Annotated in this window: 21 protein-coding genes; 10 read left to right on the forward strand and 11 right to left on the reverse strand. The window is 45.2% G+C overall.

Annotation, left to right across the window (positions count from 1 at the left end):
- Window positions 1-5: 5 nt before the first annotated feature.
- Entirely contained in the window at window positions 6-2,216 is a 2,211-nt protein-coding gene (locus tag ASV53_RS04775) for an AsmA family protein (protein ID WP_094956291.1), read from the forward strand.
- Here the strand turns inward: ASV53_RS04775 and ASV53_RS04780 are convergent.
- The 3 genes from ASV53_RS04780 to ASV53_RS04790 form a co-directional block, all read right to left on the reverse strand.
- Window positions 2,165-3,091: a bifunctional GNAT family N-acetyltransferase/hotdog fold thioesterase gene (locus tag ASV53_RS04780; RefSeq protein WP_062690345.1), complete on the reverse strand. Its 927-nt coding sequence runs from the start codon at window positions 3,089-3,091 to the stop codon at window positions 2,165-2,167. The two genes, ASV53_RS04775 and ASV53_RS04780, sit on opposite strands and share 52 nt — an antisense overlap.
- A 62-nt stretch (window positions 3,092-3,153) precedes the next feature.
- Window positions 3,154-3,591, reverse strand: coding sequence for a D-aminoacyl-tRNA deacylase (dtd, locus tag ASV53_RS04785; protein WP_094956292.1), 438 nt, complete (start codon window positions 3,589-3,591; stop codon window positions 3,154-3,156).
- Window positions 3,588-4,538 (reverse strand): virulence factor BrkB family protein, encoded by a 951-nt coding sequence (locus ASV53_RS04790; protein WP_083540907.1) that lies wholly within the window; start codon window positions 4,536-4,538, stop codon window positions 3,588-3,590. Before ASV53_RS04790 ends, dtd begins: the two co-directional genes overlap by 4 nt.
- Before the next feature lie 85 nt (window positions 4,539-4,623).
- On the opposite strand from ASV53_RS04790, the gene ASV53_RS04795 reads away from it, so the two are divergent.
- Entirely contained in the window at window positions 4,624-5,265 is a 642-nt protein-coding gene (locus ASV53_RS04795; protein ID WP_062690342.1) for a DUF2959 domain-containing protein, read from the forward strand.
- 28 nt (window positions 5,266-5,293) lie between these two features.
- Here the strand turns inward: ASV53_RS04795 and ASV53_RS04800 are convergent, their stop codons facing one another.
- Window positions 5,294-5,824 carry an AAA family ATPase gene (locus ASV53_RS04800; RefSeq protein ID WP_062690341.1) on the reverse strand — a complete coding sequence of 177 codons (531 nt, stop codon included), beginning with the start codon at window positions 5,822-5,824 and terminating at the stop codon, window positions 5,294-5,296.
- Between the two features lie 138 nt (window positions 5,825-5,962).
- Window positions 5,963-7,792, reverse strand: a complete 1,830-nt coding sequence (gene typA, locus ASV53_RS04805) for a translational GTPase TypA (protein WP_094956293.1) — start codon at window positions 7,790-7,792, stop codon at window positions 5,963-5,965.
- Between the two features lie 516 nt (window positions 7,793-8,308).
- On the opposite strand from typA, the gene glnA reads away from it, so the two are divergent.
- The 7 genes from glnA to ASV53_RS26105 all read left to right on the forward strand — a co-directional run bounded on the left by glnA (window position 8,309) and on the right by ASV53_RS26105 (window position 17,214).
- Entirely contained in the window at window positions 8,309-9,718 is a 1,410-nt protein-coding gene (gene glnA, locus ASV53_RS04810) for a glutamate--ammonia ligase (RefSeq protein ID WP_062690339.1), read from the forward strand.
- A 124-nt stretch (window positions 9,719-9,842) separates the two neighbouring features.
- Window positions 9,843-10,421: a DUF4124 domain-containing protein gene (locus ASV53_RS04815; RefSeq protein WP_062690338.1), complete on the forward strand. Its 579-nt coding sequence runs from the start codon at window positions 9,843-9,845 to the stop codon at window positions 10,419-10,421.
- 147 nt (window positions 10,422-10,568) lie between these two features.
- Complete coding sequence (gene glnL, locus ASV53_RS04820) at window positions 10,569-11,618, forward strand: nitrogen regulation protein NR(II) (protein WP_094956299.1); 1,050 nt, start codon at window positions 10,569-10,571, stop codon at window positions 11,616-11,618.
- Window positions 11,619-11,651: 33 nt separating this feature from the next.
- A complete protein-coding gene (gene glnG / locus ASV53_RS04825; RefSeq protein ID WP_062690337.1) occupies window positions 11,652-13,055 on the forward strand; it encodes a nitrogen regulation protein NR(I) in 1,404 nt (467 codons plus the stop codon).
- 363 nt (window positions 13,056-13,418) lie between these two features.
- The gene (locus ASV53_RS04830; RefSeq protein ID WP_239928732.1) at window positions 13,419-15,869 is read left to right on the forward strand and encodes a bifunctional diguanylate cyclase/phosphodiesterase; all 2,451 of its coding nucleotides are present in this window, start codon (window positions 13,419-13,421) and stop codon (window positions 15,867-15,869) included.
- A 78-nt stretch (window positions 15,870-15,947) separates the two neighbouring features.
- Complete coding sequence (add, locus tag ASV53_RS04835) at window positions 15,948-16,952, forward strand: adenosine deaminase (RefSeq protein WP_094956295.1); 1,005 nt, start codon at window positions 15,948-15,950, stop codon at window positions 16,950-16,952.
- A gap of 133 nt (window positions 16,953-17,085) precedes the next feature.
- The gene (locus tag ASV53_RS26105) at window positions 17,086-17,214 is read left to right on the forward strand and encodes a hypothetical protein (RefSeq protein ID WP_261855995.1); all 129 of its coding nucleotides are present in this window, start codon (window positions 17,086-17,088) and stop codon (window positions 17,212-17,214) included.
- Window positions 17,215-17,289: 75 nt separating this feature from the next.
- On the opposite strand, the gene hemN is transcribed toward ASV53_RS26105, so the two are convergent.
- From hemN to ASV53_RS04860, 5 genes are all read right to left on the reverse strand, one after another.
- On the reverse strand, window positions 17,290-18,663 hold the full coding sequence (gene hemN, locus ASV53_RS04840; protein WP_062690336.1) for an oxygen-independent coproporphyrinogen III oxidase: 1,374 nt from the start codon (window positions 18,661-18,663) through the stop codon (window positions 17,290-17,292).
- 133 nt (window positions 18,664-18,796) lie between these two features.
- Window positions 18,797-19,273: a DUF2489 domain-containing protein gene (locus ASV53_RS04845; protein ID WP_083540905.1), complete on the reverse strand. Its 477-nt coding sequence runs from the start codon at window positions 19,271-19,273 to the stop codon at window positions 18,797-18,799.
- A 3-nt stretch (window positions 19,274-19,276) separates the two neighbouring features.
- Window positions 19,277-19,813: a Der GTPase-activating protein YihI gene (yihI, locus tag ASV53_RS04850; protein ID WP_062690334.1), complete on the reverse strand. Its 537-nt coding sequence runs from the start codon at window positions 19,811-19,813 to the stop codon at window positions 19,277-19,279.
- Window positions 19,813-20,454, reverse strand: a complete 642-nt coding sequence (locus ASV53_RS04855) for a class I SAM-dependent methyltransferase (protein WP_094956296.1) — start codon at window positions 20,452-20,454, stop codon at window positions 19,813-19,815. Before ASV53_RS04855 ends, yihI begins: the two co-directional genes overlap by 1 nt.
- A gap of 770 nt (window positions 20,455-21,224) precedes the next feature.
- On the reverse strand, window positions 21,225-21,842 hold the full coding sequence (locus tag ASV53_RS04860) for a c-type cytochrome (protein WP_062690332.1): 618 nt from the start codon (window positions 21,840-21,842) through the stop codon (window positions 21,225-21,227).
- 156 nt (window positions 21,843-21,998) lie between these two features.
- Here ASV53_RS04860 and yihA point away from each other — a divergent pair, with 156 nt between their 5' ends.
- Complete coding sequence (yihA, locus tag ASV53_RS04865) at window positions 21,999-22,670, forward strand: ribosome biogenesis GTP-binding protein YihA/YsxC (protein ID WP_094956297.1); 672 nt, start codon at window positions 21,999-22,001, stop codon at window positions 22,668-22,670.
- 732 nt (window positions 22,671-23,402) lie between these two features.
- Here the strand turns inward: yihA and spfP are convergent.
- On the reverse strand, window positions 23,403-23,450 hold the full coding sequence (gene spfP / locus ASV53_RS26470) for a small protein SpfP (RefSeq protein ID WP_438616993.1): 48 nt from the start codon (window positions 23,448-23,450) through the stop codon (window positions 23,403-23,405).
- Window positions 23,451-23,562 lie beyond the last annotated feature (112 nt).

Here is a 23,562-nt window from a genome sequence, read left to right on the forward strand (position 1 = left end):
ACTGTATGCGACTATTAGGGAAAATCATCGCAACCATTTTCATCATGCTACTGTTGGTGCTAACCATCATTGTCGCGCTACTGCATACTCGTCATGCAGCCCCAGTAATCAGCCAACTCACACAACGCCTGACCAATTACCAGTTTGATGCCGAAGTGGTCACTTACACCATCACAGATCCTTGGCACCTCACGATTGAACAACCAAGCGTTATCGATCCACAGCAGCAACGTTATCAGGCCCAGCAAGCGCAAATTTGGCTAGCACCACACGAAACACTGGCGGCTTTACTCGGATTCTCGTCATCAACGACCACCTCCAAATCCGTCGCTGACTCGCAAACGCAGTTTGACTCTCCTCACTGGTACTTTGATAGCATTTTGATCAGCGGCATCGACATCCACCAGCCTGCGTTATCGAATATTCGTGATTCTGCGACGGCAGAGACAACGCTAATCACTGCACAGACACCGCCTAGATCAAGCCTGCCCGCAATCTATACTCACCGTCTTGCTCTCACGCATTTCAACCTCACTACACCGACATTCGCCATCAGTGATGGCCAGATTCAACTCGATAACTGGCAACCAAGTGCCTCTTTCTGGGGTGACTTTTCTGGCGATTTTCGCATTGCGGCACCACGCTTAGATTGGCAACAACAAGCTTTCACGAACATCTTACTTGATGGCGAAAAAGGCAAAGGGAATAAAGCGCATGATGATTGGACAATTTATGGTTATTCATTTGAATGGTTAGGTGCCAGCATCAATGGCCAAGCAAGCATAGACACACAGGCCCGTCAGTTAATACTCAATCAGCTCACCATGACAGATTTTCATTTTCAATCTGACTTAACCATCGACCAGTTAACCCAGCAGACTAACGCCTTGGTATCTGATGCATTGAGGCTAGATAGTGATAAGCCAGACAATATTGCACTTCGCATAGGGCGATTAGACCTGATCGATAGCCAAATTGAACTCAATGATTTGTCACTCAACCAGCTCAATTTATCTCTACTCAATTGGCAGCACGGCCGCTCTGCATGGCAACAAACCGATAGTCAACTTTCACTCAGTGCCGACAGCGTTTTATGGCACGAGACTGTCTTTGATAGCCCGCTGTTGGATCTGCGTTTTACGCCTGATGATATCCTCATTGAGGGGCTTTCAAGCAAAGTATGGCAAGGTTATCTACGTGCCAATGGCGAGATAACGCCAACGTCGATTGCACTCAACCAGCTGACACTGAATAACATCAAGGCTTTTTTACCATCCCAATGGCGCACTCGTGTCACGGATATTTTCGCGCCATATCAAGACATCCAGATTGATGAATTAGATATTGGCAACCTTCAGCTGACAGATACCACCCCCGAACGCCCTTTCCAGCTCAGCGGGGTCAATATCGATGGCAATGACCTGAGTATCAAGCAAGACAATCACTATGGACTATGGCAAGGCACCTTAGTTGCCAATGCAGGGTTTGCGAGTATCAACACGATTGAACTGGTTGAACCGTATATCAGTACCCATAGCCAAGCCGGAGAGTGGCAACTCGATCAACTGACGATCCCATTTAAAAATGGCTTACTGGAAGCCACAGGTCATTGGGGGTTAGCGCAACCAGCACAGCCTTGGCAATTCACTCTCACCACAGATAGCGCACCACTATTGTTGCTCAAGCAATGGTTCGACTTTCCGCTACCGCTTGAAGGCAACATCGACAGTTCACTCACCTTAAGTGGTCTAGCACACAATCGCGCCAGCTTTAATTACAGCTTGGTGGGCTCTTTACAAGCCGATTTCAGAGATACCCGTTTACTCAGTACACCTGCTGAATTTAATCAGCAACTCGCCAACTGGCGTCAGACGCAGAAAACAAAAACCACAACGTCAGGGGCGCACACACTCCCCCAAACAAGACCGACCGCGAATGTTTCTCCTAGAACAAATGGATTATCGACCGCACCTTTGATTGCCGTATCGCCGCTCAGCTTAACCAGTGATCGCGGCCGTATTACCCTAAAACCATTCAATATTGAAAATAAAGATATTCAGGCGACACTTGAGGGGGGATGGGATTTAGCGACACCGCAGAAACAAAAACTGCGCCTTAATGTGGCGCAGTCTTGTCATCAATTAGAGCGTATTTGGCAACACAATCAGCAACACGTCTCCGTATCGCCGTCATCTTGTGAAGGAAACAACATATAAGTTCCGGTAAAAGTAGAAGCATGATGATCACCACTGAAGACATTCACTTCAACGGTGACGCGGCCTTTACGGCCACTGGCTAGGCGATCGAGGTCACCACTTAAGCCTTCAACAGATGCCACCGCGCGTGGTCGCTCTTTTACCGCAGCGCTGTAGCGGATATGACTATCCACCAGCACGATATCGGCACTCAACTGACGCTCTTTGAGCAACATCCAAATAAAGCCCCAACCAGCCAAGGTTGCCATGGTAAATATGCTGCCAGCAAACATGGATTCATTAGGGTTTAAATTCGCATTAAAGAGCGCACTCACTTCAAAACGATAACCTGTGTATTGGCTGATTTTTATCCCCATTTTGTCGCTGATCGGGATTTGATATTGCCATAGTTCTTGCAGGGCTTGGCACCATTCAGGATGGCGCACCACCTCTGTGAGAGGGTCTAAATGTTTAAGCATTTGTTGGTGACGAACAGGACCACGTTCTTCACTCAACTCACCTTGGCTATCAAAACCGTTTTTAAGGTAGAAAGGGATCGCATCTTCTCGCGCATTACACACTAAACGCTTAGCCCCTTCTTGGCGCGCCAAAGACTCTAAGGCCATCAGCACTAATGCTCCCATCCCCTTATGGCGATAATCCGTATGTACGGCCATAAAACGGATCTGGCCATCGTTATCAGGCGTCATATATAAACGTCCAATGGCTATAGCATCACCTTTGTCATCGACAATCATCCGATGGCAGCACAGCTCATCATAAGCATCCCGCTCTGAGCCTACGGGCATGTGCCATGGTTCACGCAGCATCCGCCAACGGAAGTCATAGTAACCTGCCAGCTCTTCATCTGTACTTGGGGTGATAAGTCGAAACATGAATTCCCTCTCTTAGTTATTACCCACAACTTGTCCATGTGGTGAACCCACATCAGGAAAAGCTAGACTTGAAGCCAGAATGTCACAGGGCCATCATTCAATAATGCCACTTTCATATCTGCCGCAAAGATACCCGTTTCAGTTTGGATTTCTTTACCCTTACAACATTCGACAAAATATTCGTACAGTCGTTCCGCTTCAGTAGGCGCTGCGCCTTTTGAAAAGCTAGGACGCATACCGCTATTGGTGTCAGCGGCTAGCGTAAACTGGGATACAACCAACACGCTGCCACCCGCTTGCTGCACATTAAGATTCATCTTACCCGCGTCATCTTCAAACACTCGATAACCCAAGACTTTGTCACGTAACCGCTGCGCTTTTTTTTCATCATCGTCTTTCTCAACGCCAAGTAAGACTAATAACCCTTTACCAATTGCACCAGTGACTTGTCCATCGACAGTCACACTGGCTTCACTAACGCGTTGAATAAGCGCAATCATTCCATTCTTTCCTTTTTAGTATCTATATCTTTTTCTGACACTGTTGTCTTATTTGTCGGATAAGCTTGGTTTGTCTCATCCTTTTGCTGAAGTGGGCACCACTGCGGACGCTCACCAAGGCTGGCGGTAATTTCAGCCCCCAGCAATACAATACACCAACACAAATAAACCCATACAAATAAAATCGGGATCACTGCCAATGCCCCGTAAATCACTTGGTATGAAGGAAAGTTAGTAATATACAGCGCAAAACCAGTTTTACTGGCTTCAAACAAGACACTGGCAATTAATGCTCCGATCAGCGCGTGGTTAAACTTCACTTTGGTATTGGGCACCAGCAAGTACAAACCAAGAAAGGCCAAGCTCGACATCACAACAGGTAAACCACGTAACATCTGCTGGAAGAACCCGTTCACAAGCTCGCTTCCCAATAAGTTCAGCGACCCTAAATATGAGCTCACCGCAATGCTTGAACCCACTAAGATTGGCCCTAAAGTCAGCACCATCCAATAAATAGAAAATGACGTAATAGGCCGACGCTTTTCATGTATTCGCCAAATATAATTCAATGCCGTGTCGATAGTTGAAATCAGCATCATCGCCACGACAAACAAAGCCCCCATCCCGACAGCTGTCATCTTGCCTGCGTTAGCAACAAATTCATTGAGGTAGGTTTTAACGATCTCGCCCGCTGCGGGCACAAAGTTCTCTATCACAAAGTTTTGTAATAATTCCCCCAAGCCCGCAAACACAGGAAAGCTCGATAAAGCCGACAACACCACAGTGATCATTGGCACTAACGACAATAACGTCACATAGGCCATCGATCCTGCTGTCACCGTCAATCTGTCGTGCATCGCTCGCTGTTGAAGATAGCGCAAAAACGCAAATCCGACTTTTACGCGTTTAAATAATTGCAGCTTGCCAGTTGTCTTGTTGTCAGCCATATTCATTTAATCTATTGGTTGAGTTATTCATCTTGCTTGCCAACCTCTCGAATCAGCAAGAATTTTTACCACAAGGAGTGTGTTTATGCCTTACCTACTTGCGCTGCTATTAAGTGTATCGTTACTTTCTGGCTGCCAAAGTGCTTATTATTCCGCCATGGAAAAAGTTGGTGTTCACAAGCGCGATATCATGGTCGATCGCGTTGAAGAAGCGTCTGAAGCACAGCAAGATGCTCAGCAACAATTCACCAGTGCATTAGATGCGCTAAAAGCCTTGAATCAGTTTGACGGCGGTGAACTTGAAGCGGCATACAACAGCATTAACGATCAGTACGAAGACAGTGTCGATGCGGCTGATAAAGTCAGTAGTCGTATTGCGGCTATCGAAGATGTGGCTGATGCACTTTTTATTGAGTGGCAAGAAGAGCTTGAGCTTTACTCAAGCGCGAAGCTAAAACGCGATAGCCAAACCAAATTACGATCCACTAAAGCTTCTTACCAAACCATGCTCAGTGCCATGCACCGTGCCGAACAAAAAATGGCGCCAGTGCTTGATACGCTACGTGACAACACCTTGTACCTTAAGCATAACCTGAATGCCGCTGCCATTGGCTCTCTACAAGGTGAATTCAATGATTTGCAGCGTGATATTCAGCGCGCGATCAAAGATATGGAGACTGCCATTTCTGAATCTGAACGCTTTATTGCTCAGCTCAAAAAGGCGTAAATCATTCACACCCTATCCGCGATTCAACTTAATGGTTATTTAAACGAGTCAACACCCAGTTGGCTCGTTCTTCAACACTGCCCCAAGGCACATCGACGACGTCATATCCTAGCGCTTTATAAGTGCTAATTAACTGTAGATGAATAGCTTGCGCTTCTTCAAATGGGTATGGTCGCTCAGCATCTTGCACGTAAATAGTTTGGTTCGGTGCACAGAAAAAAACCGTCGAATGATAACCGACCGCCGCTTCTTGGTATTGAGCCGTCACCTCACAGCCACCAATGGTCAAATACGCACAGATGTCAGGGATTGCCCGATCAACAAACGCGGGCATAGTGTTACGTAAGGCTTCTCGACGCTGACGACTCATTGCGGTTAAGCATAGTTCAGCAAACGCAGGTAGGTTGGTCCATGGCAGCACACCATCAGGCTGTTGTGCTTGGTCTCGGATCAAAGTGCGTGATACTTCAGGAAAGACTAAATAGCCCTTATTCGCCAACGTATTCAGTAACGTTGTTTTCCCTGCGCCAGGGCCACCAGTAATGATGATTGGTTGCATTGTTGTATTCCTTTATAAGCTCAATGCCATCATACCAAACCTCAGCCAAGCACGAGGGCTAATACTGAAATTCAGGCATAAAAAATCCCCCCAAAGCATACGCCATGGAGGGATTTCTTAACGGAGGTTAGTGGCTAATTACTTAGCTGCACGACCTGCACGCTTACGATCGTTTTCTGTAAGAAGTTTCTTACGGATACGAACGCTTACTGGTGTTACTTCTACTAGTTCATCATCATCAATGAATTCTAGAGCTTGCTCAAGCGTGTGCTTGATAGCAGGAGAAAGCGTTTGTGCTTCATCAGTACCAGATGCACGAACGTTAGTTAGCTGCTTACCACGAAGACAGTTGATTGTCAGATCGTTAGCACGGTTGTGAATACCGATAATCTGACCTTCATAAACTTCATCACCGTGCTCTGCAAATAGACGACCACGCTCTTGAAGGTTAAACAGTGAGTATGTTACTGCTTTACCCGTACCGTTAGAGATCAATACGCCGTTTGAACGCTGACCGATAACGCCACCTTTATGTGGACCGTAATGATCGAAAGAGTGGTAGATAAGACCAGAACCAGAGGTCATTGTTAAGAACTCTGTTTGGAAACCGATAAGACCACGAGAAGGCATCATAAAGTCCATGCGAACACGGCCCTTACCATCTGGTGCCATATCTTTCAGCTCACCTTTACGGATGCCGATGTTTTCCATAACACTACCTTGATGCTCTTCAACCACATCGATAGTTACCATTTCAAACGGTTCCATTAGTTGACCATCTTCTTCTTTGATGATTACTTCTGGACGAGATACCGCTAGCTCGAAACCTTCACGACGCATGTTTTCGATCAGGATAGATAGGTGAAGTTCACCACGACCTGAAACACGGAAGCGATCTGGGCTATCAGTTTCTTCAACGCGAAGTGCCACGTTGTGTACTAATTCTTTTTGAAGACGCTCAAGAATGTTACGAGAAGTAACGAACTTACCTTCTTTACCAGCAAACGGAGAAGTGTTTACTTGGAAAGTCATGGTTACTGTTGGTTCATCAACAGAAAGCGCAGGAAGTGCTTCAACTTCGCTTACGTCACAGATAGTGTCTGAAATTTTCAGCTCACCAAGACCTGTGATAGCGATGATGTCACCCGCTTTTGCTTCTTCAACTTCGTGACGCTCAAGGCCTAGGTAACCCAGAACCGTACCCACTTTACCGTTACGTTTCTTACCGTCAGCACTAACAATAGTTACTTGTTGGTTAGGCTTAACTGTACCACGAGCAATACGAGCAACACCGATAACACCTACGTAAGAGCTGTAATCAAGTTGAGAGATTTGCATCTGTAGTGCGCCATCAACGTCAACGCTTGGTGCGTCTACAGTATCAACTACTGCTTGGAACAATGGTTCCATATCTTCGCCAACTTCGCCTTCTTCCATTGTTGCCCAGCCGTTAAGAGCTGAAGCGTAAACAACAGTGAAGTCTAGTTGTTCGTCGGTTGCACCAAGGTTGTCGAATAGGTCGAATACTTGATCCATAACCCACTCAGGACGAGCACCTGGACGGTCAATCTTGTTGATTACAACGATTGGCTTAAGACCGTATGCGAACGCTTTTTGTGTAACGAAACGCGTTTGTGGCATTGGGCCATCAACGGCATCAACGATAAGAAGCACAGAGTCAACCATCGACATGATACGCTCAACTTCACCACCGAAATCGGCGTGTCCTGGGGTATCTACGATGTTGATACGGTAGTCATTCCAGTTAATTGCTGTGTTCTTAGCAAGAATGGTAATGCCACGCTCTTTCTCGATATCGTTAGAGTCCATTACGCGCTCTTCAGCTTCGCCGCGACCTTCTAGCGTACCAGATTGCTGTAACAGCTTATCAACCAGGGTAGTTTTACCGTGGTCAACGTGAGCAATAATTGCGATATTTCTTAGTTTATCGATCTGTTGATTAGACATGGATTTCACATTCACTCAGAACATGCAGCGACCAACGGGTAGCTACTTGGTTAAAAAAACGGCTCATAATTTAACAGATTTTACGCCAAAACCCACGTAATATGTGATTTATATCACCAGCTTTTTGAATTTAATCGCTGTAATACCGCTAAACCCTTATAAACACTGGGCTCAGCGAAAGATTAAGTTACTAAAAATACACAGTCATTTAGGCTAACAGTCAACGATAATGGCGAAAAATCACCCAGATATGGAATTGACAACGACCCTACCTACGATAAGGTAGTAGTCGCACTAAAAGGTAGCAAAGGCTTGATCGCACCAAGATGGTGCAATTGAATCACCATAATTGTGCAGAAATGGATTCTCATTGTCTCAAAAACACCAAAATCGTGCATTTTTTGGGACTTTAAAAATTGGCACACTTTTCGCTTAGCATAATTCATATAGCTCATCATCGAGCAATGAAAAAGTTTTGCGGCCAGTTGCCCAATCTAACACCGGAGGTTACTCAAGATGTCAGTAGAAAACGTACTCGCGCTAATCCAGGAAAATGAAGTTAAGTTTATTGATCTACGTTTTACCGATACCAAAGGTAAAGAACAGCACATCTCTATCCCTTCTCACCAAATCGATGCTGATTTTTTTGAAGAAGGTAAAATGTTTGATGGTTCATCTGTTGCTGGCTGGAAAGGCATTAATGAATCTGACATGGTGATGATGCCTGACGCATCAAGCGCAGTACTCGACCCATTCACGGAAGATGCAACGCTTAACATTCGCTGTGACATCCTTGAGCCTGCAACTATGCAAGGCTACGATCGTGACCCTCGCTCTATCGCTAAACGTGCTGAAGAGTTCATGCGCTCTACAGGCCTAGCAGATAACGTACTTGTGGGTCCTGAACCAGAGTTCTTCCTATTTGATGACGTGAAGTTCAACACTGACATGTCAGGCTCTTTTTTCAAAATTGACGATGTTGAAGCGGCATGGAACACAGGCTCTGATTTCGATGGCGGTAACAAAGGCCACCGTCCAGGCGTGAAAGGCGGTTACTTCCCAGTCGCGCCAGTTGATTCATCACAAGATATCCGTTCTGCTATGTGTTTAATCATGGAAGAAATGGGCCTTGTGGTTGAAGCGCACCACCACGAAGTGGCAACAGCGGGCCAAAATGAGATCGCGACACGCTTCAACACCCTAACCACCAAAGCTGATGAAATCCAAATCTACAAATACGTCGTACACAACGTGGCGCACGCATTTGGTAAAACAGCGACCTTCATGCCAAAACCACTGGTAGGTGATAACGGCAGCGGTATGCACGTACATATGTCACTAGGCAAAGACGGTGTAAACCTATTTGCTGGCGACAAGTACGGCGGCCTATCTGAAATGGCGCTTTTCTACATCGGCGGTATCATCAAGCACGCACGTGCAATCAACGCATTCGCAAACCCTGCAACTAACTCGTACAAACGTCTAGTTCCTGGTTTTGAAGCACCTGTAATGCTGGCTTACTCAGCACGTAACCGTTCGGCATCTATCCGAATTCCAGTAGTACCAAGCCCTAAAGGTCGTCGTATCGAAGTTCGCTTTGGTGACCCAGCAGCTAACCCATACTTAGCATTCGCAGCAATGCTGATGGCAGGTCTTGACGGTATCCAGAACAAAATTCACCCAGGTGAAGCGATGGATAAAGACTTGTACGACCTACCAGCAGAAGAAGCAGCTGAAATTCCAACAGTGGCTGAATCACTACAAGGTGCTCTACAGTCTCTAGACGAAGACCGTGAGTTCCTAACCGCTGGTGGCGTATTCTCTAACGACTTCATTGATTCTTACATCAAGCTAAAATCTGAAGACGTAGAGAAAGTAAACATGACAACTCACCCACTTGAGTTTGAACTTTACTACTCAGTATAAGTAACTGAGAAAACAATCAGTAAGTAAGACTTCGACCCGCTTCACAAGCGGGTCGTTTTATTATTGCCCCACTAGCTCTAATCGCTAACCTCGATGTATCCATTCTTATTTTTTAGGTTATAGCGTGTTCAAATCATGGCTTACCTTCGCACTGGTTATTTGCTGCACCATCACATCGATACAGGCACAAGCAAACATTTACACCTGGACCGACGAAAATGGCATCGTGCATTTTTCTGATCAGCCACACGCTAAAGCGGATATTTTCCCTATTGATGTCGCACCCGTATCAAAACCGCCAAAACAACCTACGAATAAAAACAGCGCCACCTCGGCGCAAGGTAATAACGGGGATAGCCGTCACCTTCTTTTTGATACTGAGTTACCTAAACATACCAAGCCATCAAGTATCCAAATCATGTCGCCATTACATGAGCAAACCATCCGTAACAACGAAGGTATTATCACGCTTTCTGCCGTCGCGAATCGCACTATGGATAAGGGGCATACCGCCAAGCTCTACCTCGATGGTAAGGCATATGGAAAAAGCCAAACCCGACTCGATTGGCGCTTAGTCGATATCGATCGTGGTAGCCATCAATTACAAGTTAAGTTATTAAAATACGGCAAGGTTATTGCATCATCAGAAAAGATAACCGTCTTTCTTCACCGCGCTTCACGCTTACACCCCAATCGGCCATAACAGGTACTATCGGGGGGCAAGTGTGCAAGGTTAGCCACCCCGCTATCACTCCGTAGTCAGACAGGTTACACTTGATTGCACCAACATAGTGCAATGCGATTTTTTGGAAATTACCTTTCAAGAATACGCACCACAAGGAAGATGACCGTGACTGCTGACTTTATGCCGCTGATTTTAGATAACCTCGTAACTGCGATCGTGCTACTCGATGAAGAGCTCACCATTCGCTATGTTAACCCAGCCACCGAGCAACTTTTTTCTTCAAGTCAGCGACGCCTCACTCATAGCCACTTCCCTGACTTACTGCAGCACTCGTCACTCGATTTAGGGCTAATACAAGCGACGTTACAAAGCGGTCAAGGCTTAGCCGACAGTGATGTCACCTTTGTTATTGATGGCCGTCACCACACCTTAGAGCTCAACGCGAGCCCAGTTTCGTGGCAAAAAGAATTACTGATCTTATTGGAACTCAAACCGATTGATCAACAACGTCGGATCAGCCAAGAGCAAAACCAATATGTGCAGCAGCAAGCCGCAAAAGAGCTTGTGCGCGGACTGGCGCACGAGATTAAAAACCCGCTTGGTGGCTTACGAGGTGCGGCCCAGCTCCTTGAAAAAACCTTGCCAGATCCAAGCTACACCGAATACACCCAAATGATCATCGAGCAAGCCGATCGCTTACGAAACTTGGTTGACCGCTTATTAGGCCCCCAACGTCCAGGGAATCGCCAAGTAGACAACATTCACGTGGTATTAGAAAAAGTACGCCAACTGGTGAGCTTAGACAATAATGATGCCATCACGATCGCCCGTGATTATGATCCTAGCCTACCCGATTTCACCATGGACCCCGAGCAGCTCGAACAAGCACTACTGAATATTGTCGGTAATGCCGCACTGGCGCTTCGCGATACCGAACAAGGGCGTATCACACTGAAGACACGCACTGCGCATCAAGCATTAATTCACGGCAAGCGCTTTCGCGTCGCAGCGAAAATCGACATTATCGATAACGGCCCAGGGATCCCGAGTGATATTCAAGATACCTTGTTTTACCCCATGGTCACTGGCCGTGATGGCGGTACAGGGCTGGGATTGTCGATTGCACGTAACTTGATTGATCAACACCAAGGAAAAATCGAAGTATTAAGTTGGCCGGGGCATACTCAATTTACGATTTTCCTACCCATTAAATAATCACAATAACGACAATTTCACTGAGGAGGCACAATGAGCAAAGGAATGATCTGGGTCGTTGACGACGACAATTCAATTCGTTGGGTATTAGAAAAAACCCTGACCACTGCAGGCATGCGCTGTGAAACATTTGCAGATGCTGACAGCGTGCTTGAAGCCTTAGAACGCAGTGTACCCGATGTACTCGTCTCTGATATTCGAATGCCAGGCACCGATGGTCTAACACTGCTTAAAGGCTTACAACAGGATCATCCGACGCTTCCCGTTATAATCATGACCGCCCATTCAGATCTTGATGCAGCCGTGAATGCCTATCAAGAAGGGGCTTTTGAATACCTGCCAAAACCCTTTGATATTGATGAAACCGTCAGTTTGGTTGAACGAGCCGTTAGTCACAGCCAAGAACAAAAACGCCAACAACCCGAGCAAGTGCTAAAACCGGCGCCTGAAATTATTGGTGAAGCGCCGGCAATGCAGGAAGTCTTCCGTGCTATTGGGCGACTATCTCGATCCTCGATTTCAGTGCTGATCAACGGTGAATCTGGCACAGGTAAAGAACTCGTCGCGCACGCACTGCACCGCCACAGCCCACGTAAGAGCAATGCATTCATCGCTTTAAACATGGCTGCGATCCCTAAAGACTTGATTGAGTCTGAATTATTTGGTCACGAGAAAGGGGCATTTACAGGGGCGAACAGCGTACGCCAAGGGCGCTTTGAGCAAGCGAATGGAGGCACACTGTTTTTAGATGAAATCGGGGATATGCCACTGGATATTCAAACCCGATTATTGCGTGTATTAGCTGATGGTCAATTCTACCGTGTCGGCGGCCACTCTCCCGTCAACGTTGATGTTCGTATCATCGCGGCGACCCACCAAAACCTTGAGCGTCTCGTGGCTGATGGTGGTTTTCGTGATGATTTATTCCATCGCCTCAATGTTATTCGCGTCCATTTACCCGCACTCAAAGACCGCCGCCAAGATATTCCGCAACTCACCCAGCATTTTTTACAACGCGCCTCAGATGAACTCGCCGTTGAAGTAAAAACGTTGCATTCGAGCACTGAAGTGATGTTATCCAACTTGGATTGGCCGGGTAATGTTCGACAGCTTGAAAACACCTGCCGTTGGCTGACAGTTATGGCCAGTGGTAAAGAAATACTGCCTGCTGACTTGCCACCAGAGCTCATCCAGCCGACACCTACAGTACAAGTTGGTGATCTCCCTGACTGGCACACCGCATTAGCCCGCTGGGCTAAAGAAGCCTTAGCCCAAGGCGAACATGACTTACTGAGTGAAGCGCTACCCGCTTTTGAAAAAATTTTATTAGATACGGCACTGGCACATACTCATGGCCATAAACAAGAGGCCGCAAAATTACTGGGATGGGGACGCAATACCCTTACGCGAAAGCTCAAAGAACTGGATATAAGCTAGTCTACTATTGCGTGCTTGCACAATCCCAAAAACAAACATCGCCAATGCGATTAAACCTTACCTTTTACAGTGGTAATTAGGGGTTTATTCGCATTACTCATTACGTTGCTAAATATGATTAGCCCTTGATCATAAAAGGTATATTTGATGGCAACAAAATGTACTTTTTTTCGACATGTTGAGTTGCATCAATATTCAAGATAAGCCACTATCCCCTATCTCATTATACTGTACTACTCTCCAATAAGAATGATACGTTTTCCCATATTGACGCTCCGCACAGCGGTAATGTTACCTTTTACTTTGGTCCTACTTTTAACCGTGGGCGTCATCGCAATCGCGCAACATAATAGCTATGAGCGCATGTTAGCGGAAGTCAGTAATAAGCTCTTATCGTCGTACACCAAAAACATCAGTAATGATTTAAATTTATTTCTTGGCGACCCATTCAAAACCAATAAAACGCTAGCCGACAGTATCCAACGACACCGCTTATATCAACCGCCAACACTCACGGTGCTGGAAGGCTACTTATTCGATGCTATTTCTTCGCTTTATATCAGCCAAAAACAAATCAATACCATCGCTTTTGCCAGCGAAGAAAAATTCTTCGTCGGTTACCGTAAAGAAAAAAATCAGCAATATTCATTACTGCTCAAAGATCAGCGTACGGCCAATGATTTATACATCTTTGATGGTAATAGCTACCACCACCCAACCAGCCATAAAATTAAAAATTACAACCCAGTAGAGCGACCTTGGTACCGCCCATTTGCCCAAAAACGTCAAGCTGGTTGGTCTGATGTTTATACCAATATGGACGAAAATCAGACCCTTACCATTTCTGCAGCCTCTCCAGTCATGCAAAATAATCGTCTTATCGGGGTCACAGTTACCGATATCAACCTCAGCCACATTAATAAATTTTTAGCCAATGAAGCACGATCGACTACTGGCACAACGTATATTTTGGATGATAAAGGTTTACTGATTGCCACATCCGTCAATCAAAAAGTAGTCAGTAATACTTTCAAACGCCTTCCGCCATCAGAAAGCGCTTCATCTGTAGTTGCTGCAAGTGGTCAGTATATTCAGGACCGCCAACTCAACACGCTTAGTCGCAGTACGGTTTTTTCATTCTCACACAACAATACGCGTTATTTCAGTCGTATCACGCCCTATCAAGACGAATATAACCTCAATTGGTCGATTGTTGTCACCACTGCCGAAACCGATTTATTAGGTCAGTTACCTCAGCAACAAATGATGGGGCTGATTGCCGCATTAATTCTTGGTGGTGGCGGGCTACTGATAGGTTTATCCGTTTTAGGGCGGATCACCCGCCCAATCACAGATATCGCTGAAGCGTCAAAGAAATTGACTGAAAGTAACTGGGACATCCCCGTGCGCGAAGGGATCTCGTTGAAAGAGACCCAGCAGCTCGTTAGTTCAATCAAATCCATGTCACACCGCTTACAGCAGTCGTTCACTTCTCTGAGAAAGCATGTCCTTTTTGATAACTTAACGGGATTATTAAGCCAGCAAGGTTTAGTGGATAGCACCAGTAAACTGCGTTCTGGAACAGATGCAGGGTTAGTGCTGATTGGCTTGAAATCGTTTAGGAACATCAACGACAGCTTGGGCCACATCAATGGTGACCAGCTATTAGTACAGATTGCCACTCGCTTTGAACAAGTAATGTCTAATCACATTCAATTAAGTCGACTCAGCCGTGATGAGTTTGCGCTTTTTAGCCAACAATCCTTCACTACAGAGCAAATTGAACAACTAGCAAAGCGGGCATTAGAAATTTTCCATCGACCTTTTGTGATTGATGGTATCGACGTAATGCTGCGGGCTCGGGCTGGTATCGTGAATGGGGCATTACCGGAGAGTGGCATCAATGGATGGTTGCGTAATGCGAGCTTGGCGCTCAGTGAAGCAAAACAACATGAGCACCCACTTCACTGCCATTACCAACCAAGCATGATGACAACGTCAATCGAACAAACACGATTAACCGCCGATCTAAAGCGGGCAATCGACAATCATGAATTTGAAGTGTATTACCAACCCATCATCGATTTACACCACAATAAAGCCTGTGGTGCAGAAGCATTGGTGCGCTGGCATAGCCCGACACGAGGCTTAGTACCACCTAATGACTTCATTCCCTTAGCCGAAGATAGCGGCATGATTATCGAAATTGGCCACCAAATTTTGCATCAAGCCTGTATGCAGACTTACGACCAAATTCAAAAAGGCCACTGGCCAACCGACTTCTTACTACACGTGAATTTATCGGTCTGCCAACTGCTACAAACTGGATTCCTTGCTCAACTGGAAACCGTATTAGCAGAAACCAAACTTCCTGCGAAAAATTTGACCTTAGAAGTCACTGAATCACGTTTAGTGACTCAACCATTACTGACAACACAGATATTGAAGGAAATTCAAAGCTTAGGAATCCACATTGCCATCGATGATTTTGGCACGGGTTACTCTTCCCTGGCTTACCTAAATCAGCTTCCGTTTAATAGCCTTAAAATTGACCGCTCATTCATCAATCAAATGATGGTGACAGAAAACTACAGCGCCATTGTCACCGCCGTCATTAGCATTGCACACAACTTTCAAGCTGATACGGTGGCAGAAGGTGTCGAAACGGCCGAGCAAGCAACTAAGCTCAAGCAGTTAGGTTGCCGCTATGCCCAAGGCTTTTACTATGCACAGCCTAAACCAATGAGTGAATGGTCAACAGAAACGGTAAACAAATCAGGAAAGACACATCAGTTGGCTGAATATCAGGCCTGACTATACTGATAGTCTGTGCTGCTTTACGTATAATAACGCACCAAATTTTCTCAGACTTCAATTAGGGCACCCAAAATTATGATTACTAAGCACCTTCCTCTTACCGATATTCACCGTCACCTTGATGGTAATATTCGTATCAAAACTATCTTAGAGCTTGGTCAACAATTTGGTATGACCCTACCTGCAAATGACATTGAAGCATTGCGCCCGCATGTACAAATTGTCGAAGCTGAACCAAGTTTGGTGGCGTTTCTTTCTAAGCTAGATTGGGGGGTTGCGGTACTGGGTGACTTAGATGCTTGTCGCCGTGTCGCATACGAAAACGTTGAAGACGCCCTGAATGCTCAGATCGATTATGCCGAGTTACGCTTCTCACCTTACTACATGGCAATGAAACATAACCTACCTGTTGCGGGTGTGGTTGAAGCGGTTGTTGATGGTGTAAAAGCAGGTTGTCGTGACTTCAACGTACAAGCCAACCTGATCGGTATCATGAGCCGTACTTTTGGTATTGATGCTTGCCAACAAGAGCTAGATGCATTGCTAACACAAAAAGAAAACTTGGTGGCTATCGATCTAGCGGGTGACGAATTAGGTCAACCGGGCGATCAATTTGTAAAACACTTTAAGCAAGTACGCGATGCTAACCTTCGCGTCACCGTGCATGCTGGTGAAGCGGCAGGCCCTGAAAGTATGTGGCAGGCAATTCAAGAACTGGGCGCGGTACGTATCGGCCACGGTGTTAAAGCGGTGCACGATCCAAAGCTGATGGACTACCTAGCAGAAAACAACATAGGTATCGAATCTTGCCTAACGTCTAACATTCAAACCAGTACCGTTGAGTCTTACCAATCTCACCCTGTGAAGCAGTTCCTTGACCACGGTATTCTGGCCTGCCTAAATACCGACGATCCTGCTGTTGAAGGTATAGAGTTACCATACGAATACGAAGTGGCAGCACCTAAAGTTGGTCTGAGCCAAGATCAAATTCGCCAAGCACAAATTAATGGCCTAGCGCTGTCTTTCCTATCGGATAGTGAAAAACAAAACTTAAAAGATAAAGCGGCCAAGCGCGCTTAATAAATTGATGAAATATTGCGCAAAAACAGTTTTCAATAGCAATATTTCGCGTAGAATACGCCCACTTTACAATTTTCAGTTACCGATATTGCTATCGGTAACTGTTTAAATAACGTCATTGTGGGGAAATTCCATGCTCGAAAGTTTACTTTCAGTTAGCGTGGCTATGCCAGCCGTCAGTGATTTAGCCGCAGGTGGTATTAACCATTTTGCTGCTGGGGTACTGGCTTTAATAGCCGCCGTAAATATGTTTTCAAACTAAACCAAGTTTGAAGGCACATTAAAAAAGCCGCGTTATCTAAGATAACGCGGCTTTTTTGCAACTTAGGTTTTAACCCTAGATAACGCGAGAGAACTGCTGCTGACGGGCGCGGTCACGCAGGTACTTATCGAAACACATACAAATATTACGGATCAATAAGCGTCCTTTTAGCTCAACAAAAATCTGATCATCACTCACGGTAACCAATTCATCGTTAATGAAGGTTTTCAGCAACGCTAAATCTTCTGCAAAGTAGCTATCGAAATCGAGATTAAACTCAGCCTCAATGGCTTTTTTGTCTAACTGGAAGTTACAAATTAGCGCTTTAATCACTTCACGACGTAGTAAATCATCAGCGTCTAAACCCACGCCTCGCCACAGCGCATGGTGATGATCGTTCACATCAGCATAGTACGCTTTCAACTCTTTTTGGTTCTGCGCGTAACAATCACCAATCATCGAAATTGCAGATACGCCAAAGCCTAACAAGTCACAGTCGCCTTGGGTGGTATAGCCCTGGAAGTTACGGTGCAAAATACCTTCACGCTGTGCCACCGCTAATTCATCATCGGGTAACGCAAAGTGATCCATGCCGATAAACTGGTAGCCCTCACCCGTTAAGGTCGCAATAGTATCTTGCAGCATCGCAAGTTTTTCTTTCGCCTCGGGTAAATCTTCATCTTTAATTTTACGCTGAGCAGCAAACAAGCTAGGCATGTGTGCGTAGTTAAAGACCGACAGACGTCCCGGTTTCATTTCGAGTACTTGCTTCAGTGTTTCGGCAAATAATGCTTGGTTTTGTTTTGGCAAACCATAGATCAGATCGAGGTTAGTTGAACGAAAGCCGAGGTCTGTAGCCCGTTGCACCATGGCAAATATGAATTCTTCATCTTGCTCACGGTTAACCAGTTTCTGCACTTCTTTATTGAAATCCTGTACACCGATACTCAGGCGATTAAAGCCTTCGCTACGCAGGTGATCCAGCATATCCAATTCAATTTCGCGCGGGTCAACTTCAATACTGATTTCAGCATCAGCGTCGAAGTTAAATTGCTCGCGCAAAATGGTCATTAATCGTGTCACTTGCGGCTTAGTCAAAAACGTTGGCGTACCACCACCCCAGTGAAGTTGGCTCACTTGGCGTTGGCCCATTGTCTTGCCGCGCTGACGGATCTCTTGCTCTAGCACATCAAGGTACTGATCCGCTTTGTGCTGATGACGAGTAATAATTTTATTACAACCGCAGTAATAACAAAGCTTATGACAAAATGGAATGTGTACATACAACGACAGTTTACGGTCAGGGTATTGTACGCACGCGCTGTCAAACGCCGCCTCGGTGAAGTCTTCATGAAACTCCAGTGCGGTTGGGTATGAGGTGTAACGTGGCCCTGAATAGTTATACTTTTCGATCAGTGCCTGATCCCAAATAATCTGCTCGTTCGACATGGCGTAATTCCAATAGTGTAGGGATTTTGTTAATGGCTAAGTGTGCCACAAGTCAGTAAAGATGTAGAACACTTGCGTGTTATAAGAAGAATAAACTCCGCCTTGATCACTGCGTGTTATCAAGGCGGTGCTTTTATTTCGTTGCGAGGATGGCATCAAGCTCGAGTTTAATGCTGTCTTGCAAACGCGCTTCGGCTTTCATTCGTTCCAAATCTAGCTTCATGCGCTCTTGCTTCTGGAGGATCTTACGAGCCTCACCGCGTGGCATGTCTTTCACCACTTGATAAAGTTCATACATTGCAGGGTATGAGAGAGCAAAATTAATTGCCTTTTCAGCCTGTAATACTTCCATCAGCTTATACAGTCGAATAGAGACTTCCGACATATCACACTGCGCCTGTTTACCCGCATCAGCGATAATAAACACGCTTTCCATAATAGTAGCATTTCGCTGTTTGAGCTTTTCCCCTTGCTCGGCTTCAGCCCGAACAAGGAATGCTTTATGGCGTTGAGTTTGTTGGTACAGTTTAAATAACAAATAGCCTGCATAACACGCGAGTACTGTAACAATACTCCCAGCAAGACCTAACCACAGTGTCATATTCTGCAAGGGTTACTCCTTGTCGAAGTCGTCAAAGCCCATGTTTTCAAACTGATCTAATAGGTCGTCGTCAGATTTAGGGCCTTTCGCGACAGGTTTTACTTCTTCAACAGGCTCTTCATCAAGAAGACCCAGTTGCTTCATCAGTCTTTCGATACGATCAAGTTTGTCATCAACTTGCTTTTGCAAACCAGCACCTAGTGACTCGCCCGCTTCAATACGGTCAAGTAATACCATTAGCTGTGCATCGTTTTCTAGCATCGCAAGCTCTTGCTCAGCACTTAGACGACGCTCTTTCTTGCTCTTTGGCTTCGTATCCACAACCAGAGGGACCAATTTTTTGCTGCCTAGACGTGGATCTTTTCCACGGCCATTGCCTTTTTGTTGCTCATCAAGACCCGCAGAGTGACGGCTACCTGATTTTAAACCTTTACGCTTTTTATCTTTCTGACGCTTACGAGCATCAAGTTCACTTTGCGAAGCTGTTTTTTCGCGATATACCGCAGGGCCTTCACTGCCGACTTTACGGGCTCTTTTCTTACGAGTCATTACTGGGTCTTCCTCAGCAAAATTACATCATTGCCAACAAATTCAACTTCCAGTCCGTCACGTTGCGCTAAGTAGCGGAACGTCTCACGGCTGAAGAAGCTCACATGGGTTGGGTCGTTTTTATAATACCAATGTGCGAAATCATCAGTACTAGGTGCTAGTTTGGTCATAATGCCCAGCCAACCGCCGGTTTTAACCATATTCACTAGCTGCCCCCATTCCTTAGCAGGCGTATTAAAGTGCTCAATTGCCTCAGTACAGGTAACAAAATCATACTGTTGCCTTAATACTGCAGGTTCATAAGCAAAATAGGGATCATATATCGTCATATTATACCCCATCTCGCTCAACATTATGGATAATGTCGGCCCCGGACCACTGCCAAAATCAAGCCCATATAAAGGAGGGGCTGTTAGTTTGGTCACTAAGGGGATAGCTAAACGGTTTAAAAATTGACGATAGCCCTGATCTAAAGGGGTATTTTGGTGTTGTTGATACACCTTTTTTTCTTGCTCTGCAGATAACTGGAAGGCGGGGTCGGCAAAAATTAATGCACACTGCTGGCACTGAAAATACGGCCTGAGACGATCCTCAAAAAAGGCCACAGCCGCAACATTGTGACAAAGTGGACATGCCTGCATGATGACTCCCTCCTCTTAGCAAAGAATGGGCAGAAACATAACAGAAACGCCATAAAGAAAAAAGCGACAGGCTTTCGCCTATCGCTCTATGAGTTGCCATCGCTGGCTAAATTCTGTCTAGTCGTCCATAACCAGTATAAAAACATCCCGGTTCGACAATAATCCTTTTGTTATTGGTGCTTTCCCTGCCAAAAATTGTTGTTCTTCATCATCCTGATGAATTTTCACTGTCCTTTACACATCCTGTGTCTTCAGCTCATCCTAAGCTGGCTTTCCTTTTGCGTGTTATCGTCCTGATAACAAATTTCACCATCCATGTGGATACACGATTCCTTCATGTATCTGTCTCACGCTTTCGCGTAATCCTTGAGTCCCGTCCTAGGTATCCAATCGCATCCTGCGAATTATTTGGTCTCCGAACCAGACTGCCTTGTATCCTTCGAGCTCCTGCTCATGCCAATCAATGGCGCTTCCTGTTCCCTTGCCGCATTCCTTGTCGACAGGGGTAACTTTACGCGAATACCAACACCAAACAAGGCACTATAAAAGAAGGAGTTACTGTAATATTTTTACAATAAACCTAACTCTTTATAAATAAAGAAATTTACTTCTATTGGCTTTCATTTATTCAGCTTGAACAACCGCCATGAATGGCCGATCTCGCACACACTAGACAGTCATTCGCATATTTAAGATAACACTCAGAGCAAATACCGTTCTTTAGATACAAAAAAAGCAGCCGAAGCTGCTTTTTTCACACTGGTCATCAATCAGTGTAATCCACCAACATACTGCGATAGTGCGGTAATTTCGCCATCGCTCAGTTTTGCGGCAACCGCACGCATCATGGTGTTCATATCATTCTGGCGCTGACCTGCACGGAATTTTTCCAGCTGCAGTTTTACGTATTCCGCATTCTGACCTGAAATTTTAGGGAAGCCAGACAAGCTTGTACCATTACCACGTGGGCCATGACACGCCGTACATGCAGCAATACCACGCTCGGCATCACCAAAACGGTAAAGTTGTTGACCAATTTCAATCGAAGACTCAGGGGTGGTGCTTTCTGAAATAGGTAAAGATGCATAGTATGCAGCAAGATCTGACATATCTTGTTCTGATAACGGCATCGCCATTGCACTCATCACAGGATCGTTACGACCTTGTTGACCACCAGAGGTAATACCTAACTTAAATTCTTTCAGCTGCTTTTCCAAATAGCCAGGGTGCTGACCAGCAATTTTAGGGTATTGCGCCATAATGCTATTTCCATCTGCACCATGACAAGCTGCACATGTCGCAGCTTTCGCTTTCCCTGCCTCTGCGTCTCCCTGGGCCCAGGCTGAGCAACTGGCAAGAAGAGACAATATCAATACTAATTTCTTCATGACATTCCGTTTATAATTATTGAGCTTCCAGTACCACAAGTAATGCTCAGCAACATGGTATACAATCGACCACAAACCGAGCACGGTTAGATATATTTTACACAATTTCACATAAAAGTAATCAGTCGACTACATGAAGACTTGACGGAGTTAACAGTGAATCAACTTCTCAACTATAGAAATACACGTTTTATCACAAGTGCACCTGATATTCGCCACTTGCCTACTGACGCTGGTGCTGAAATCGCATTTGCTGGTCGCTCGAATGCTGGTAAGTCAAGCGCACTTAACCGTCTGACTGACCAGAAAGGTTTAGCGCGTACGTCTAAAACTCCAGGTCGTACTCAGCTGATCAATATGTTTGAAGTCACGCCGGGTTGTAACCTGATCGATTTACCAGGCTACGGCTTTGCACAAGTACCGCTTGAACTTAAAAAGAAGTGGCAACGTGCATTAGGTGAATACCTGCAAAAACGTGAATGTTTACAAGGCTTAGTGGTGCTGATGGATATCCGTCACCCAATGAAAGATCTCGACCAACAAATGATTTTGTGGGCTGTCGAGAGCCGCCTACCAGTGCTTGTTTTGTTAACAAAAGCAGACAAACTGAAAAGCGGTGCGCGTAAGCAGCAACTGATGAAAACCCGTAAAGACTCATTAGCCTTTGGTGGCGATGTTCAAGTCGAGTTTTTCTCATCACTGAAAGGCTTAGGTGTTGCTCAAGTACGTGCAAAACTAACTGAATGGTTTACGCCGGAACTAGAGCGCCAACAAGCATTTTTAGCAGAAGATGACGCAGAACAAATCAGCGAGAACACGGACGATTAATTCAACGTGTACTGCTATTTATTGCTCTAAGGACAGAGCAATAAAAATTCCCCACCAGCATGGTGGGGCAACGGGAGAGAAATAGGAGGTTTTTTTATTTTTATACAAAAAGGATCAATGATTTCCCCCCCCAACGCAAGTTTTTTGTCCTACCTTTGTTGATATTTCCAACAGCTATACCTCAGGCTTTATCACTAGTCTACAGCCAAAACATCACCTTTTAGTGACTTGACCGACAAAACCCTTTCAGTTGTTATTTATTACAAATTAAGCAAACTAAAAACAAGTCACTCGGCATACCCAAGTGAAATTTTATTACATAACTCAAATTTCAGGCAAAAAAAAGCCACCGCTAAAATGTGGGTGGCTATTTCATGTCTTTGTAAACAAAGCGACAAATGATCGCATTGCTTAATACAAATATGAACAAGAAGCTGGGGCCATTATACCGTATCAATATTTAAATTAAAGTAATTGCTCTAATTTTTATTCGAATGCACTGCAACTAAGTTTTTGTATGTAACTATGCTCATATTAAAGGTGCGATTAAAGTGTTCTTATCCAAAAGTGTATTAATAGAGTGAGTGACTGATACCGCTGGCTTGAAAGCAGACGTAAGGCTGTTTAGGTAATAAAGAAAAGGAATGAGGAAAAAAGAAGGATGTAGGTGATAACATCAATTTTAGTTGGCCCAATAAAAAACGCCCCAGTCAAAAGACCAGGGCGGCTGAATCAGCCAAATCCAATAACGTGAAACAAAAGGTCTGAAAGATAGAACATCTTACCTCTGTACCCTACGTTGCTAACTGTATAACAAACGCTCAGGTAATGAAAGTATATTTCGTTATTTTTTTTCACATATTTGTAATTTGCTTTTACATATAATTGTCAT

Source organism: Photobacterium sanguinicancri, from assembly GCF_002265265.1.
GTDB classification, from domain to species: Bacteria; Pseudomonadota; Gammaproteobacteria; order Enterobacterales; family Vibrionaceae; genus Photobacterium; species Photobacterium sanguinicancri.

What these genes read in the sequence shown, in the direction of transcription:
- ASV53_RS04775 (WP_094956291.1), top strand. Translation starts at nt 6, where the DNA reads ATGCGACTATTAGGGAAAATCATCGCAACCATTTTCATCATGCTACTG.
- ASV53_RS04780 (WP_062690345.1), bottom strand. Translation starts at nt 3,091, where the DNA reads ATGTTTCGACTTATCACCCCAAGTACAGATGAAGAGCTGGCAGGTTAC.
- dtd (WP_094956292.1), bottom strand. Translation starts at nt 3,591, where the DNA reads ATGATTGCGCTTATTCAACGCGTTAGTGAAGCCAGTGTGACTGTCGAT.
- ASV53_RS04790 (WP_083540907.1), bottom strand. Translation starts at nt 4,538, where the DNA reads ATGGCTGACAACAAGACAACTGGCAAGCTGCAATTATTTAAACGCGTA.
- ASV53_RS04795 (WP_062690342.1), top strand. Translation starts at nt 4,624, where the DNA reads ATGCCTTACCTACTTGCGCTGCTATTAAGTGTATCGTTACTTTCTGGC.
- ASV53_RS04800 (WP_062690341.1), bottom strand. Translation starts at nt 5,824, where the DNA reads ATGCAACCAATCATCATTACTGGTGGCCCTGGCGCAGGGAAAACAACG.
- typA (WP_094956293.1), bottom strand. Translation starts at nt 7,792, where the DNA reads ATGTCTAATCAACAGATCGATAAACTAAGAAATATCGCAATTATTGCT.
- glnA (WP_062690339.1), top strand. Translation starts at nt 8,309, where the DNA reads ATGTCAGTAGAAAACGTACTCGCGCTAATCCAGGAAAATGAAGTTAAG.
- glnG (WP_062690337.1), top strand. Translation starts at nt 11,652, where the DNA reads ATGAGCAAAGGAATGATCTGGGTCGTTGACGACGACAATTCAATTCGT.
- ASV53_RS04830 (WP_239928732.1), top strand. Translation starts at nt 13,419, where the DNA reads ATGTTAGCGGAAGTCAGTAATAAGCTCTTATCGTCGTACACCAAAAAC.
- add (WP_094956295.1), top strand. Translation starts at nt 15,948, where the DNA reads ATGATTACTAAGCACCTTCCTCTTACCGATATTCACCGTCACCTTGAT.
- ASV53_RS26105 (WP_261855995.1), top strand. Translation starts at nt 17,086, where the DNA reads ATGCTCGAAAGTTTACTTTCAGTTAGCGTGGCTATGCCAGCCGTCAGT.
- hemN (WP_062690336.1), bottom strand. Translation starts at nt 18,663, where the DNA reads ATGTCGAACGAGCAGATTATTTGGGATCAGGCACTGATCGAAAAGTAT.
- yihI (WP_062690334.1), bottom strand. Translation starts at nt 19,813, where the DNA reads ATGACTCGTAAGAAAAGAGCCCGTAAAGTCGGCAGTGAAGGCCCTGCG.
- ASV53_RS04855 (WP_094956296.1), bottom strand. Translation starts at nt 20,454, where the DNA reads ATGCAGGCATGTCCACTTTGTCACAATGTTGCGGCTGTGGCCTTTTTT.
- ASV53_RS04860 (WP_062690332.1), bottom strand. Translation starts at nt 21,842, where the DNA reads ATGAAGAAATTAGTATTGATATTGTCTCTTCTTGCCAGTTGCTCAGCC.